Origin of the sequence: Parabacteroides sp. AF19-14, from assembly GCF_003635485.1 — a bacterium.
Classification (GTDB): domain Bacteria; phylum Bacteroidota; class Bacteroidia; order Bacteroidales; family Tannerellaceae; genus Parabacteroides; species Parabacteroides distasonis.
The window spans coordinates 96,740-110,941 of the sequence record NZ_QTMJ01000012.1; the positions used below are offsets into that span (position 1 = coordinate 96,740).

Consider the following 14,202-nt stretch of genomic DNA (forward strand, 5'->3'; position numbering starts at 1 on the left):
TGTTAGACAATTATACCTTTCGTATCCGGCTACCGGATAAAAATCTCATCACGCTACCGGCCTTACGAATGACCGGGGCAGTAACCTCAATGACTATCGTTTGGGACAACGAGGTGTTATGCGACGGGATAACGTGGATCGTGGCCGTGCCGGTCTTACGGACAGTCAAGTTTCCACGTGGGTCCACGTACAACGCATCACCGGAATAAAACGCCTGTTGAAATATCACATTAGGTAATACATAAGCTGGAAAAAGACTCACGGCTATCTTCTGGGCGACGGCATTCCCTAACGTTATCCTCTTGACATATTTCAGCTCCATACGGGTAGGGGCAAGAAGCGCTTGACTCATCAACGATTGCTCGGCCGCTTTCATGGAAGCGATCTGCGCATTGCCCTCGGAAATCATCGCCTCAGCCTCGACAGCGGCAGCCAAAGCCTCATCAGATGCTCGACCGGCCAAATCAGCCTGTTTCCCAGCCTCCAACGCTTTAGCGTTAGCCAAACCCGCAGCAGAGATAGCGTTCCTCGTGGCCTCGATAGCCTTATTCGCCTCCGCAAGGGCGGTCTTGGCCGCTTCCGTTGCCTGCGTACCACGGGCGATACATTTCCACCAAGCCGTATCGGTCAAGGGGTGGTTCTTGTTTCCGTCCTTGACACAGAGGTAGCAGCTATCATCCGTGACGACGAAATCGAAGGTGTTATACGTACTCGCCGTGGCATAAACGCCCTTATCGACGAACGCCACCTTCCCCAATACTATCTGACTCATTATATATTCCTCCTTCCTTTTTTTGGTCATACGTTCAAATACAGCTCACCGGTCTCTTGGTTGAGCTTGACAAGGTTTGGTGACACCTCGTCCTCGTAGGACATCACCAGCGTCATGTCGGCGGGGTTGATCGTGAAGGTCGGGTACAAGACGCCTCCCTTGGCGAGGATGCCCGTATCGACATACCTGTCCCCATCCAGATCCCATTTCCACCAGTTGCCGTTATCGCCAACCTTCCACGGGTGGTCGGCCAGCTCTTGCGCGCGGTCACCCTGTGTCTTGGCGAAGTTACCCTGCGTGTTGGCGTAAACGGCCTTATCGTTGGCGAGATTCGCCGCGGTGTTGGCGGCTCGCGTCGCCTTCTCGGTGTTCGCTTTCAAGGTCTCCAAGCCTACACGCGCGTTATCGGCGTTCGTGGCCGCCGTATTCGCCTTCGTGGCGGCGGCGGTAGCGTTGGTGGTGGCCGCTTTCGCCTCGTTCGTCGCGGTGATGGCGTTCGCCGTGGCCGTATTGGCCTTTGACGTGGCCGCCTCGGCGTTCAGCTTGGCGGTGTTGGCGTTGGAGGCCGCCGTATTGGCCGCCTTGGTGGCGGCACGGGCGTTGGAGATCTCCGTGAGCATGTTCTCGTAAGCCGTCTGGATGGTCCCGAGGCTCACCTTCACGCTGGTTTGTATACCGTCTATGATCTTGCAACCGATCGTGTACAGACCGGTGAGGCTGTCGGCCAACGCGAGCTCCGATATTTTCTTCTTCTTTTTAGGCATATGTGTTCAAGTCTATGTAATATTCCCCGTCCTCCGTGACCACCAGTTCCCCGGCCTCGGTAGCCAGCAGGTAATCGATACCATCCATCCGGAACACCGTGAACTCCAGCGTGAGGTTGAATGTCACCACCACACGCCCCCGGAGGCTCTCAAGCTTCCAGCCGGACGTCCTCTTGTAGTAGCAGGGGTATTCCTCCACGTTGTAATCCACGTACAGCGAACGCTCGCCCGGCTGGATCAAGGCATCCAACAGGGCGTCGTAACAACTCCAGAATGTCGTCATTGAGCCGGCGATGAGACAGCATTTAAGAGTGACCTCCTTGCTATTATACACCACCTTGCCAGCATCGTAGATCCTACCGTCAACGTCCAGTACCGTACGGGACAGGTTAGTCTTCACGGTCGGAGATCTCATGATCTCGTCCCGGCCCACCGTCACCATCACGCCGTATCGATCCAAGGGTACGCCGTCCAGCTCGTACTCGGATGGAGGAACATACGCTCTACCCTCCGGGATCGCCACGGACAAGGGTCTTACGGGCTGATCCTCGGCGAACCGTAACGTGAAGGCCTCCAACGTGTCCCAATCCTCATACGCCGGGCTCTGGATGAGTCGCAAGCTCCACTCCCTGCCCAGCGAGGGGATACGGAAGAGGTGATACCCAGACTTCGATAGGTGCTCGACGAGAGCGCCGGTGGATCTTCCGTCCACGCTGCGGACGAACGTGATGTTGAGCTCCCGTGGTTTCAAGGTGGGCTTTTCCAAGTCCGGCTCTATGCCGTCCTCGTCCGGCCAGTCGTTCCTATCCGGTTCCACCAGCTCGGGGAACGGGAGAAGGCCGTCGTAACCTCCCTCCGTGATCCATACGCCGAAATCGGTGTAGGCGTCCTTGCCGTCTATGTATAACTCACCCCTCATAAGATCACCACGGTATTATCCTTGTTTATCTCAACCTCTCCCCCAATATTCACCAGCAGGATCACGGCGTAGTCGCTCGCCACGACCCTAGCCTTGCCGCCGTGCATGAGGATCACCTTGTGAACACGCTCGTTATCGTCTATCGTTATCACCGCATCCGTATCACCTATCACGGCGATATTGCCGGGATTGGTTACGTCCACGTGGCCGGAGTCAACGTACACCCCGTAGGGCATCACGTGACCGGCCATGCCACGGAACATGTCTAACGACGGGAAATCATTCTCCGCGCAAAACTCACGCCCCTGCGGGCTGAAGAACAGCCACACGAGGCTTCTCCAGTCCGTCACCCCGTTAGAACCACTGCACGCCCCAAGCGAGAGGGCCGATTTGATTATGTCGTTAACCGTCTCCATCATTATCTTGATCTCATTAATATACCCTTGTCGTTAATAGTCTTTATACCGGAGGCCGCCGACTTGGTATTCGCCTCTATCTTCTCGGATAGGGCCTCTATACGCCCGGAGATCTCAGCTACCTTGGCCGTGTTCTCCGACACCTTCCCAGACAGATCCTTGATCGCCTCCACGTTCTTCCATCCCCTTGTCTGGAGGTCATATATGAAGCGCATCTGGTCGGCTATACCCGTCACTTGCACCAACGTCCTATCTAAAAATATAAGTTGCGTTGACATCTTACCGTCTATCACGTTAGCCGAGTCCTGCGAGATGGAGGCGATGCCCTTCGAGGAGGCCACACGGGTATTATCATCCTCGGGATCGTCAGGCTTGAAGTACTTGTCGGCCCAGCCGAACTTACGGTTGAGGTCGTCGGCCAGCTCCTGCGCCTTTTGGTCGAGGTAGTCTTGCTCCCAATCACTGATGTAATTATCAGACCAGAACTCAAGCAGCTTCTCTCGTATGGCTTTCATGGGATCGGAAGCGGCGGCCTTGATCGACTCCGTGACCATGTTCCTTATCATCTTCCTCATGAGATCCTTAGCTGATTGGGCCTTGTCTTCCCCAGCTGACCATGCCTCGGCGTAAGCGTTGGCGAAATCGTCGATAGCGGATTTTATGTCACTACCGAAAATGGCGTCCTTGCCGGCCTCCTTGTTATCCGCTATGGTATTATTGATCTCGTCTATCTGGTCCCGCCACTCCTTGATACGGTCATTGTCGGTTTTCTTCTTGTCCTCCTCCTCCTTGATCTGGTTTTGGATAAGCACTTTTTGCTGTTCCAATAGCTTATTCTGCTGGTCGATAAGCTTGGAGGCATCCTTGGAATAGGCTTTCTCGATGGACCTGCCCAGCTTGTCGTACGACTTGTCCAACGTGTCGATCTGATCCTGCAAACGCTGGATACGACTCTCGTTCTTCTTGTCATGGATCTTGGCGATAGAGGAGGCAAGGGATGTGACCACCCCGATAGCGGCACCGGCGGAAGCACCGATCGGCCCGAACATCGCGCCGGCTTTCGCCCCGTCCATGGCGGAATTGACCGCGTCCATGGCCACATTCAAGCCTTCGGCAATACCGGACATAAGGTCACTACCGAAAGCGTCACCTAACTTGGAGAACGTGTCGGAGAGGAACTGTCCGGCTTGCATGATATCACTCATACCGGCATCTATCTCAGCTAAGCCTTCTTTTAGTCTCTTTGTATCATCCCCAGCTGAGAACACCTTTTTAAGGCCGTTCGATACCTTGTTGAAAGACGTGTCCATCTGATCGGCCTCCTTATTGACGTTGGCGATCTCGTCCTTTATGGCCTGTAACTTCTCCGGGGACTTGGAAAGGATATCAAATTGCTCCTTGGTCAGGCCGAACAAGCCTTTTCCGTCGGAACCGGTCTTGAACTCGCCCTCATTGATATAATCAAGCATGGCCTGCGCCTCCTTGGAGATAGACCGTATATCGAGCACCGTCCTCTTGCTCATGTCGGAGAATAGCTTCGTGATGATGGACGTTTTCTTCTGGGCCTCGTCATCGACGGCAGCCAGCTCTTTCTTCATCTCTTCACCAAGGGACAGCTTCTCGCCCTCGGTAGTGGCCTTGTCCATCTTCTCGTTATAAAGTTCCGTGATAGCCTGACGCTTTTCAAAATATGAGCCATATTCTTTCAGATACTCGTTCATGGCACGTTTCTCTTCCTCCAGTTGTTCCTTATTCACATTAGAGGTCGATCGCTCCCGTTTGACATATGAGTTCACCAAGGCTGTATGAATCTCCACGGTCTGTTCCTTAGTCAGTTTGCCGCCTTGAGCGTCTTTCCACTCTTTTTCCTTTGTAAGTATGGCGGCGATCTCATTGTCATAGTCTAGGTTTATCTGGGCGATCTTCTTTGCGGAGCCTTCTTTCATCAGGTCGATCTCGGATTGCTGGTTTTGACGGCGAAGGGATAGGAGTTCGCTTCGGAGCTTCTCTTGTAATTTTTTTTGCTTTTCAAGTTCTTTTTTATCTTTTTCCGTAATGCCCGATAATACAGATTCCTTTTTAATTGGAATAGTAACCGGATTATTTTCAACTTGTTCTTTAGCAAATGATAAAATCTCTTTTATTTCTTCTTCAATATTCGCTTTTTCATTTTTTAAATCAAATAATTTTCTTTCAAACAAATGTTTTGATTCTGACCCAGATATAGCCTCATCGTAACGTTTTTGCATCTCATCGATAGCTATATTCAATTCATTTATCTTTTTATATCTATCAGAAACCATATCTTGAGAAGCTTTCATTTTAGCACTTTTTTCCAATGCTTTCGTATAAGCCTCTATCGAATCTGTAACTTCTTTTGTTTGAATATTCTCCAACGATAAATTACCTAAATATTCAGGAGAAATATCATTCAATCGTTCTATAGCTTTTATCCTTTTATCCTTAATAATAGTTTCATCTTTTGCTACTGCCAAAAGGACTTCTAATTCGGCTTTCTCGTCAGCCATATAATTGACAGTAGCTTTTTGTAGCTTATTCAATCGATCCTGTGCAGTTTCTGTCTCTCTGATTTTATCAGCAAGCATGGCATAAGCAGTTGTTGCCAAACCAACAGCCGTCAATATCGTACCCAAAGGATTTGCTTTCATTACCTTCCATAAAGCAATTGTAGCCAACTTTAATCTGTTTTTTGCCGAAGTAGCCACATTGGCCACAGCCGTATCTGCAGCCGTTGTTGCAGTATTCAAACGAGTTGCAGCGATTTCCTGATTTGTTGTTGCAACTGCCAACTTCGATTCTACAGACCTTAGTTTTTTCGCAGTTGTACTAACATTCGTAGCTGCCGCTTCCTCACGTTTCGCCGCCGAATTCAGTTTGGTCTGGGATACTTCTAAAGCAGCCAAATCATTCGCTTCAAACGCAGCGTTAAATTCTTCTTTTGCAACTTGCACTGCTTTTCTAGATATCTCCAAACCCTCTTGTGCAGAAGCTAATTTTTCTCTATTTGCTTTTACCTGCTTAGTCAAAGATTCCACAAGTCTATCAGCTGTATTCTTTTCTTGAATAGCTTGTGCCGCAATAGCCTTTACATATTCTTCTGAGCCTGCAACTAAGTTCAATTTAGATAGTTTCGCCCGTTGTTCTTCTGTGATCGTTTTTTGCAATGACAAATTATAGGCATCCTGATATGTACGCTCTTTTTCTTTAGCAAGAACCGACTCTCCTGTCAGTTTATTTTGAATTGACCTTAAACTATTAGATATAGCAATTTTTGCGGATAATGCCATTTCTGCAGCAGTCGCTCCTATAGCTGAAGATTTATAGGCTACGTACGCACCTGAAACCCCTAAAAGCAACTTTTCCAAATTTTCAATATTGCCTTTGATATTTCCTGTCTCAAATCCCTGATTAATAATTTTAGCTGCTTCTGATATATTTTTTAATATCACCTCTCCCATCGGTCGCAAAGCCGCTTGGATATTATTCGACAGAAGCGTCATTTGATTGCCGGCTTCATCCGCCATCTTCTCAAACGCTGCTTCCGTAGCTCCTAAAGAGCTTTGCAACTCGCCAAGGTCATTTGCTGCCGCCTTTGCATTCTTTCCAGTCAAAGCCAGTGTAGCGGCCAAGCCTTCATCCGTGCCAAGCATTTCCTTCATCTTGGAAGCGGAACCACCAGCCTTCTCATAAATCAATTGTAATGCCTCTTGGAAAGTACGACCTTGGAAAGCGGCGTCTCCAAGTTCTCCAGCGGTTCCTTGGATAGCGGCACGGATCTGTGTCATAGCCTGCGCCGTTGGCGTTCCTTGCTTGGTCAATGAAGCGACAGCACCCAACACTTGGTCGATACTAATCCCATATGCGGCCGCAATAGGAGCAACTTGGGCTATGGAGGCTCCCAATTCGCCAAATGTAGTCTTACCCAACCGGACGGTTGTAAAAAGCTGGTCCGAGACCGTACCGGCTTCCTCCGCAGACATCTTATAAGCATTCAGGATCGTTGTAATAGCATCGGCTGCCGTCTCGGTTTCCGTAAGCCCTCCCACGGCAGCTTTAGCCGAAACTTCTAGGATCTTCATGCCATCCGCCCCGTCATGTCCGGCGGAGACAATGCTATATAACGCCTTGGCGGCCTCCGGAGCCTTGATCGGTATCTCTTGGGTTATGGATATGACCTGATTCATGAAACCGGTCATATCATCCGTTACCTGCGTGGAAATGGTCGCTACTTCCAGCATGTTTTTCCGGAACTCCTTCTCGAAGTCGTATGAGCTCTTCGCGGCCTTGGCGAACGCCGTCGCCGCACTGATACCGATACCTCCGAATACGTCAAAAGACGTGATCTCACCGGCCAAGGTCTTGATAATTCCCATAGCCTCGCGTGTTCCCTCGTACATGCCGGAGTTATCAAGACCAGTCGCAATATACAGCGCTCCATCCCTATTCCTTATTCCCATAATGCGTTTATGGTAAAATATAGGATAGCCTTTCATGTGAGACTGTCAACCGTTAAAAATTCACTTATAAGTTATCTTTTTCGACATTTTCTTTTGCCTTGTCGCTTTTTCTTCGTTTTTTTGTAAAAAGAAAAAATTCATCGTGGAACTTGAGATTGTCAAAATAAAGCAACTGTCAGGAAAGAAGACTCAAATATATTCTGTCATTCTCAATCAAGAGGATCAGAGCGTTTTTGAATAATTTCTTCAGAACAACTATTCTGAATACCCAACCGAAATAGAAGATATCGTATCTAAATTGAAAATTATGGCTACAAAAACTGGGGCAGCCGAACATTTTTTCAAGCTAAACGAAGGGAAACCCGGTGATGGTGTCTGCGCCCTATTTGATAGTCCTGATAAAAAATTAAGAATCTATTGTATTCGATTTGCTAACGTTGCTATCGTTGTTGGAGGTGGAGGATACAAACCCAAAAACATTAGAGCTTATCAAGAAAGTTCTTCCTTAAAAAAAGAAGCTGAAACAGTGGTTCGAATATCCAGAATCATATCAGAAGCCATCAAAAACAAGGATATACATCTCGATGATAACGGTTTTTTCTTAGGTAATTTAAAATTGAAGGAGGAATAAATATGAACAATACATCTATTTTGGATACAGTACTTGGCAATATAGACACGAAAAGAGCCAAGAACATGGAAAGACGTATGATGCTTGCCGTAAAAATAGCAGAAGGTATCAAAAGGAAAGGTCTATCCCAAAAGGAATTTGCCGAAAAAATGAGTAAACGTCCCTCTGAGATATCCAAATGGTTAAGAGGTGACCACAACTTTACAACCAGCACTCTTTTTGATATTGAAGATGTTTTGAATATCCATCTTATAGATATCAACGAATATTCTCATGCAGCTTGTCCGGCCTCGATATAATAAAAAAATGAATGGAACACCCCCTGTGGGAGTAACAATGATTAATGCACGCGGTATCCTCCTTTTCGTAGGAGGGAAGGAATATTATCTATCGTATGACAGATACCCTTGGTTCAGAAATGCAAAAGTATCGGATGTATTGGACGTGACCATGCCGGACGAGGATTCGTTGCGTTGGGACGCAATTGATGTGGATCTTGAGATTGACAGCATAATCCATCCGGAGCGTTACCCAATTACTTTTCGCTAGAAGACACCGCTCTGGTTATCGAGCAGACACTCTGAAGATCTTGACACATTTACAGAGAACAAAAACCGACCAGCCTCACGGTTCGTCGGTTTTTTTACAACCAAAATCACTATGACAAACGTTCTCTACGCAAAGTAATATATATCATACCGGGCTCATTCTTCGAACCCTTTTCTTTTTTCCCGTATCGAAATCGATTACCTCGACCCACTCGCCATGATTATCCCCGGATTCATCATCGTCCATGAGCAGTGATTTGTTCCGGTCGTTCACCAAGTAACCATGTTCCCGTAGCATGGACATGACAAGCGCCAGATCGCTGTCCAATGTCCGCTCATGCGTATACCCGAACGCCTCGTTACATAGTACAAGGAACATGAAGCTACTTTGCGTCACCGGCTCCGACCTACCCAAGTCTCGTTGTTTTCTTGAAGGGCTATTATCTCCTCTTCGCTTAACGGGCTCACAGCTTCCAAAGCTATGATAGTACGAGAAAAAGGGTTACAACCCAGACGAAAGAGAATAGCGTTCAAAAGGATATACAGGTCTTCCCATGTACAATTATCCTTCAGTACCTCCCGGAACCAAGCGGGCATGTCCCCTTTCTTGTTATGGATACCCAAACATACGATCTCAAAGATCAACTCGTCATATTTCGCCATCAACTCCGACAGTACACTATCAAACGTAACATCCTTATGAGCCACGATAGCATCCTTGTCCGCCTTGTCAATCCGCAAGAGTAACGGCCGTATCCTAAACCCGGTCCTTACCGTGATCGGGGTGATAACGATACTATCACCAACGTTCTTACCCGCCGGGATCGTCTCCGGCTTGAACTCGAAAGGAATCACGACTGACCGACTTGTCACCACGTCGCTCTCAATCTGTAGTGCTCGCTTTACGCTCATGATTTTCCTCTAAAATATAAGAGCCCCGGCAAAAACCGAGGCTCTAGACAACCTAAACAAAAAACATCATTCCGTGTCTTCCGATACGGCCTTCACCGCCCTGCTATACGGGGACGCTTGTTTGCCAGCCGCAGATACCGGTGTCATGATCGTGGCCTTTACCAATAAGAGATCGCAATTCTCCTTATCCGGGGCTTGGCTGATCTTCCCGAACACAGAGCACTTGACAAAGACATATTCCGTGAACTTACCTTGGTACGGCAGGCTCTGTAGCCTGATCGTCTTCAATATCGAGGGCGTAGACAAGGGAGCCTCCCATTTATCACCGGAAACGGTTCCCCCGCAAAACATTTTCATCTCGTCGCTCGTGGGAGAAGGGATAGTGAACTCTATACTGGAAGGATCTCCTTTCCGACTCACCACCGCCCAAGGATCCTCATGTCCCATGGACGTAAAACTAAGCTCCTTGGCATCCGAGAAATTGAACGTCACCGTATCCACGTCAACGCATTGGGTGAACTCGGTACCGGCCACGCCATCCCCGGGTTCCGCAACTCCTAAATACGCCACATCCAGCGCTAAACTTCTTTCCATATCACTAATCTAATTCTGTTATAACCTCTAATCTAATATTCGTACAATCGAAGCCATCCTTGGCCTCGCCCATAGGCTCAGACCAGACGATCCGAGATTTCCAATACATCCCCAACGGCGGCTTGATATCCCGCAACACGAACCTCACGCCTCGTACGGTCTCTATCATCAACTGTCGATCCGATACGCCTTTCGAGGGTCTCTTGACGAAGATATTGATATTTATCGATCCCTTGTTGACATAATCTTTCCCATTCAAGGCCAGAGAGCGGATCGTGATATGATTTCTTTTCTCGCCATCGCCGGATTGATCCTTATACAGGATAAAGCCCGTACTCGCCGGCTCAACCGCATTATATACGATATCCACTATATCAAACTGATCTGCCATGTTCAATATCCTTTCTCAGCGAGTTTATCAAATAACGTTCGACTCTGTTTCTTGATCCAATCCTCGGCATGTTCCGTGGCGACAGAGATAACATCCAGATTTTCGATTGCTTCCACATACTTGGCATAAGGCATAGCGGCTACACCAATCAATACCCAGCCCCTTTTATAAAGAGGGATCAGCTCGGAAACCAAACGTTTCGCTTCCCTGATACCGGTCTGTTTATCCGTTCCTTCCGTGGATTGCTCATAGTTCTCGGTCAATATATCGCCATCCTTAACGATCACATAACCGATTGAGCTACGGAGGTTACCGGTATGATCCTGATAGTTCCCTTTTTTTCGAGCGATCTTCACGAACTCTTCCCCGGCACGTTGCAATAACTTGTATATCCGCTCTTCCGCCCGATCCACATAGTAATCGAACCAACGCCCTACTTCCCTATCACTCCACATTGGAGTCAAACCACCTTTCCTTGCCATAAACTACACATAGATTACAGAGTGAGTCTGAAACGGTTCCCAGCTAATGATATCCACATCGAGAGCGATACTGTCAATCCGGATATGCTTCGCGTTTTCCACAGGACGGGCTTTGGTCGAAAACTCACCATGCACGATGAACTCTCTTCCATCGACGTTCCGCTTCAACTGCTGTCCACTATTGGACGGGTAATATTGCCCAGTGACCTCTATTTCCGTCGGTTTACCGGCAACCAATTCCCCTTTGACCAATTGACAGGATTGAATCGTCACTATCGCAGTATGTGAATATCGCTTTACCATCTGTTTCTCGCCCTTCCTTTGGGTACCTCGATCTTATTGCCTATCAATTCCGCTTTCTCCGGTTCTCCTCCCTCCCGGTATAGTCGTTTCGCCGTAGCGTCATACCATGCACGGGGATACGTGATGGAGAGCTTGTTTTCCGTGAAATCCGGCAGACCGCCGACCATGGAATAAAGGTCGGCGGCCACCAGCTTTTGTTTTTGGATATCGATCGTCTTACTATCTTCTGTACCTTCAAAACCGCGTCCCGGCAAAACGACGTTATCCAAAAAATCTTCACAGTCAGCCAGACCGGGATAAGCGAGTATCGTATCTCGAATCGTCTTAGCCATGATTGTTATTCTCCGTTTTCAGTATCCTGAATCGTTTGATCCTCCGGTTCGATGGTTTCACCCAAGAATGTCGCCGGGATATCATCCGTACCCTCGGTATCCTCGGAAGCGTTCCAATCCTTCCCATCCACTTTCATGATGAACATGGCATCCGGATCATTCACGACAGGAATAGCGTTCGCTTCCGCTTTCGTCCATTCCTTGAACGGTTCCAGCTCAGACCATTTGGTTACCAAGATCCAATCCTGCTTAACCATGAGAGCGATTTTCTGCAAGGTAGCAGAAGACTCGGCGGCGATCGGCCCATGCTGAATGTCACCCACCTTCAAATCCTCCAAGAAGCATACACGCTTACGCTCCCAAGGATTGATCGTCTTACGACGATGGGCACTATCCTCGATACGGACAGCCGGGTTCACGGTAATGATCTTCACCGGGATCTCCTGCTCGGCCAGATACTCGTTGATGAGATTCTTTGTCACCAATATCTTGGAGGACGAATTAACCCATGCCTTTAACGTGTCGAACGTGGATTTCTGTTTCTTCAGCAAAGAGAAATCAGCCACGTGCATTACAACGTAACGGATCGTCACCCCTTCGGCAGAAGCGGCCACAACCGTATCCTCAATATCCTGCAATCCATTGGCCGTTGTAGCGTTACTCCAGTCCGTAGTAGATTTACGCTGGTTCTTCTTCGGCATACCGCAACCGACAAACTCAGCCGTAACGACACCGCCATTGTTCTTTGCCGACAAATGGAAACCCGCACGGCTCATGAGCTGCATACACCACCATTCGAAACGGGCACGGACGGAGTTATACACGAAATCCTGATCCTTGAAACCCAGATTCAACAATGCCAACTGGTCCGCGTCACCTTGCGCGTCACGTTCCAATTGCTTGTACTCGTTGTAATCGCTCTCGTTCATGCCACGCTTGACGGCTGTCTTCGGGATATCGCCGGACAGCTTGCTGATCACCTCACGGGTCTTCTGCGGAGCGGAAGCGTCGAAAGAGATCACGTCTGCCATTACCGGAGCGCCTTTCTCTCCGGTCAGAGTCTCCCACTTCAACGAGGTCTTTCTTTTCACCCCGAAGAAGTTCGGGAAGACAACCGGTTTCACATGACGGGTATTCAAACGGGCCGCCATGTTCTTTTTATTCACTTGCTTAATTAAACTTCTTTCCATATATCTGATTTTAATGGATTACACAAAACGGATAAACGACATTAATGCCTTCAAGTCCTTATCTACCGGAAACGGCATACAGGATTCGTTTACCGTACCTCTTACCAATAACCCAGACTGCTGGTTGGCTACAGTCAAGTCGACTTTATTCATCGTGACAACCAATTCGCCATCATAAGGCAACTTGGCGGCTTTCGCAGCCTGTTTGTCTTTAGCCTGAACCAATACCTGACCTTTTGCGGCAGCACCGATAGTCGCTTCCAACGTGATCGTATCAAACTCCGCATTACTCTTATCAATAGCCGTGATCTTATCGGACGCACCTGTCAAAGCTCCACCAATCGTCACGAAGTCACCCACACCAAACAGATGATTCTTGGTTACCTTATACGCTGTCGCATCGGCAGCAGCCGCTTCTGAAACCAACGCTGTTTTCAACACATGATACAATCCCGTTTCCGGATCTTTCACCACGATCACGATCGGAGGAAGCTCGTCCAACGACTTGCCATTGAACAAAGCGTTCCGCAAATCCCGGCGGTCAATCGTCCCACCGCCGATCACATCCTCAATAATCTTTTCAATTCCGGGAGGATACTGGAATTCTCTTTCTCTTTTTCTGTACATAACGTTACACTTTTCTTGGATTATTCAATACCCAGGTTCACCACACCGGGATTATTCGTGCTCTTGTCGGCATCCTGATCCATCAGCTTCGCCCAATCCGCCTCGGAACGCTCCGGAAGATTCACGGAACCGGGAGCGTAATCACCACGGGCCACGGCATCATCGATCGCCTTTTGCTGGATTCCGGTAAACTCTTCGGAAAGCGCCTTGATTTGATCCTCGATAGAGGTTTCCGAAGCCAAGTCCACACGTCCCAGCCAGCTATCCGGAAGACCGGCATCCTTCAACTGCTTACGGACTGTTTCTTTCTTAGCCTCGTTTGCCGAGTTGGTAATGGAATCGCCCACCTTCTTAGCCATATCATCGACGCTCTTCCTCATACTTTCCAGATAAGCTTTCAGTTCCGGGCTAAGATCCTTCAACAGCTCTTCTTCCGTTTTCTTGTTCTTATCCGGATCTTCTACCGGTTTACCATCCTTCAACCCATGCTTGGCTTCATAAGCGGCGACAGCGGCCGTTTCAGCCGTAGTCTTAGCTTCATTCTCCGCTTCTTGGATTGCCGGAAGAATATTATCCTTGAACAGGTCCACGAAAGCCTCCATCCCCTCGGCTTTCTCAATCTTGAACGTCTTTTGAATACGTTCCGCATACTTCTCCGGCACGCCTTTTGTCTTACATGCCGCCTTGATTAAATCTAAAATTGTCATAAGAGTTTTCTGTTTAAAATATAAGGGAGGGGAAGAAAATTCCGGGTATAAAAAAAGCCCACCGGACAACCGGCAGGCTTTCATCTCTAAATTATTCCTATAAGAATCTATCTTGTCAAATCATGTGATTGGATCT

At 48.4% G+C, this 14,202-nt stretch carries 18 protein-coding genes; 3 read left to right on the top strand and 15 right to left on the bottom strand.

The features are described from left to right. Positions 1-10 precede the first annotated feature (10 nt). From DWX33_RS13305 to DWX33_RS13325, 5 genes are read right to left on the bottom strand one after another with little or no spacing between them, the layout of a single operon-like run. Complete coding sequence (locus tag DWX33_RS13305; protein ID WP_022192586.1) at positions 11-772, bottom strand: hypothetical protein; 762 nt, start codon at positions 770-772, stop codon at positions 11-13. Positions 773-798: 26 nt separating this feature from the next. Then, positions 799-1,536 (bottom strand): hypothetical protein, encoded by a 738-nt coding sequence (locus DWX33_RS13310; RefSeq protein ID WP_122369129.1) that lies wholly within the window; start codon positions 1,534-1,536, stop codon positions 799-801. Further along, a complete protein-coding gene (locus tag DWX33_RS13315) occupies positions 1,529-2,455 on the bottom strand; it encodes a hypothetical protein (RefSeq protein WP_122369130.1) in 927 nt (308 codons plus the stop codon). The genes DWX33_RS13310 and DWX33_RS13315 overlap by 8 nt, the downstream gene beginning before the upstream one ends. Next, a complete protein-coding gene (locus tag DWX33_RS13320) occupies positions 2,452-2,874 on the bottom strand; it encodes a hypothetical protein (protein WP_011966226.1) in 423 nt (140 codons plus the stop codon). The genes DWX33_RS13315 and DWX33_RS13320 overlap by 4 nt, the downstream gene beginning before the upstream one ends. After that, positions 2,874-7,349, bottom strand: a complete 4,476-nt coding sequence (locus DWX33_RS13325; RefSeq protein WP_158593842.1) for a phage tail tape measure protein — start codon at positions 7,347-7,349, stop codon at positions 2,874-2,876. The genes DWX33_RS13320 and DWX33_RS13325 overlap by 1 nt, the downstream gene beginning before the upstream one ends. 307 nt (positions 7,350-7,656) lie before the next feature. On the opposite strand from DWX33_RS13325, the gene DWX33_RS13330 reads away from it, so the two are divergent. From DWX33_RS13330 to DWX33_RS13340, 3 genes are read left to right on the top strand one after another with little or no spacing between them, the layout of a single operon-like run. Next, complete coding sequence (locus DWX33_RS13330) at positions 7,657-7,980, top strand: hypothetical protein (protein WP_057316552.1); 324 nt, start codon at positions 7,657-7,659, stop codon at positions 7,978-7,980. A gap of 2 nt (positions 7,981-7,982) precedes the next feature. Further along, positions 7,983-8,279, top strand: a complete 297-nt coding sequence (locus DWX33_RS13335) for a helix-turn-helix transcriptional regulator (RefSeq protein WP_057316554.1) — start codon at positions 7,983-7,985, stop codon at positions 8,277-8,279. Positions 8,280-8,286: 7 nt separating this feature from the next. Next, positions 8,287-8,529: a DUF2442 domain-containing protein gene (locus DWX33_RS13340; protein WP_121963012.1), complete on the top strand. Its 243-nt coding sequence runs from the start codon at positions 8,287-8,289 to the stop codon at positions 8,527-8,529. Positions 8,530-8,673: 144 nt separating this feature from the next. Here the strand turns inward: DWX33_RS13340 and DWX33_RS13345 are convergent, their stop codons facing one another. The 10 genes from DWX33_RS13345 to DWX33_RS13390 form a co-directional block, all read right to left on the bottom strand. Continuing rightward, positions 8,674-8,943 (bottom strand): hypothetical protein, encoded by a 270-nt coding sequence (locus tag DWX33_RS13345; RefSeq protein WP_121963011.1) that lies wholly within the window; start codon positions 8,941-8,943, stop codon positions 8,674-8,676. Continuing rightward, positions 8,922-9,440, bottom strand: a complete 519-nt coding sequence (locus DWX33_RS13350) for a hypothetical protein (protein WP_057316556.1) — start codon at positions 9,438-9,440, stop codon at positions 8,922-8,924. The genes DWX33_RS13345 and DWX33_RS13350 overlap by 22 nt, the downstream gene beginning before the upstream one ends. A 66-nt stretch (positions 9,441-9,506) precedes the next feature. Continuing rightward, a complete protein-coding gene (locus DWX33_RS13355; RefSeq protein ID WP_057316558.1) occupies positions 9,507-10,034 on the bottom strand; it encodes a hypothetical protein in 528 nt (175 codons plus the stop codon). Positions 10,035-10,038: 4 nt separating this feature from the next. Further along, on the bottom strand, positions 10,039-10,425 hold the full coding sequence (locus DWX33_RS13360; RefSeq protein ID WP_057316560.1) for a hypothetical protein: 387 nt from the start codon (positions 10,423-10,425) through the stop codon (positions 10,039-10,041). A gap of 2 nt (positions 10,426-10,427) precedes the next feature. Beyond that, on the bottom strand, positions 10,428-10,907 hold the full coding sequence (locus DWX33_RS13365) for an HK97 gp10 family phage protein (protein WP_122369132.1): 480 nt from the start codon (positions 10,905-10,907) through the stop codon (positions 10,428-10,430). Positions 10,908-10,910: 3 nt separating this feature from the next. Continuing rightward, complete coding sequence (locus DWX33_RS13370; protein ID WP_122369133.1) at positions 10,911-11,210, bottom strand: hypothetical protein; 300 nt, start codon at positions 11,208-11,210, stop codon at positions 10,911-10,913. Further along, positions 11,204-11,542 (bottom strand): hypothetical protein, encoded by a 339-nt coding sequence (locus tag DWX33_RS13375; RefSeq protein ID WP_008780361.1) that lies wholly within the window; start codon positions 11,540-11,542, stop codon positions 11,204-11,206. Before DWX33_RS13375 ends, DWX33_RS13370 begins: the two co-directional genes overlap by 7 nt. A gap of 5 nt (positions 11,543-11,547) precedes the next feature. After that, complete coding sequence (locus DWX33_RS13380; RefSeq protein ID WP_122145146.1) at positions 11,548-12,732, bottom strand: major capsid protein; 1,185 nt, start codon at positions 12,730-12,732, stop codon at positions 11,548-11,550. Positions 12,733-12,750: 18 nt separating this feature from the next. Further along, positions 12,751-13,359 (bottom strand): hypothetical protein, encoded by a 609-nt coding sequence (locus DWX33_RS13385; RefSeq protein WP_122369134.1) that lies wholly within the window; start codon positions 13,357-13,359, stop codon positions 12,751-12,753. 20 nt (positions 13,360-13,379) lie between these two features. Further along, on the bottom strand, positions 13,380-14,066 hold the full coding sequence (locus tag DWX33_RS13390) for a hypothetical protein (protein ID WP_122369182.1): 687 nt from the start codon (positions 14,064-14,066) through the stop codon (positions 13,380-13,382). Between the last annotated feature and the right edge of the window lie 136 nt (positions 14,067-14,202).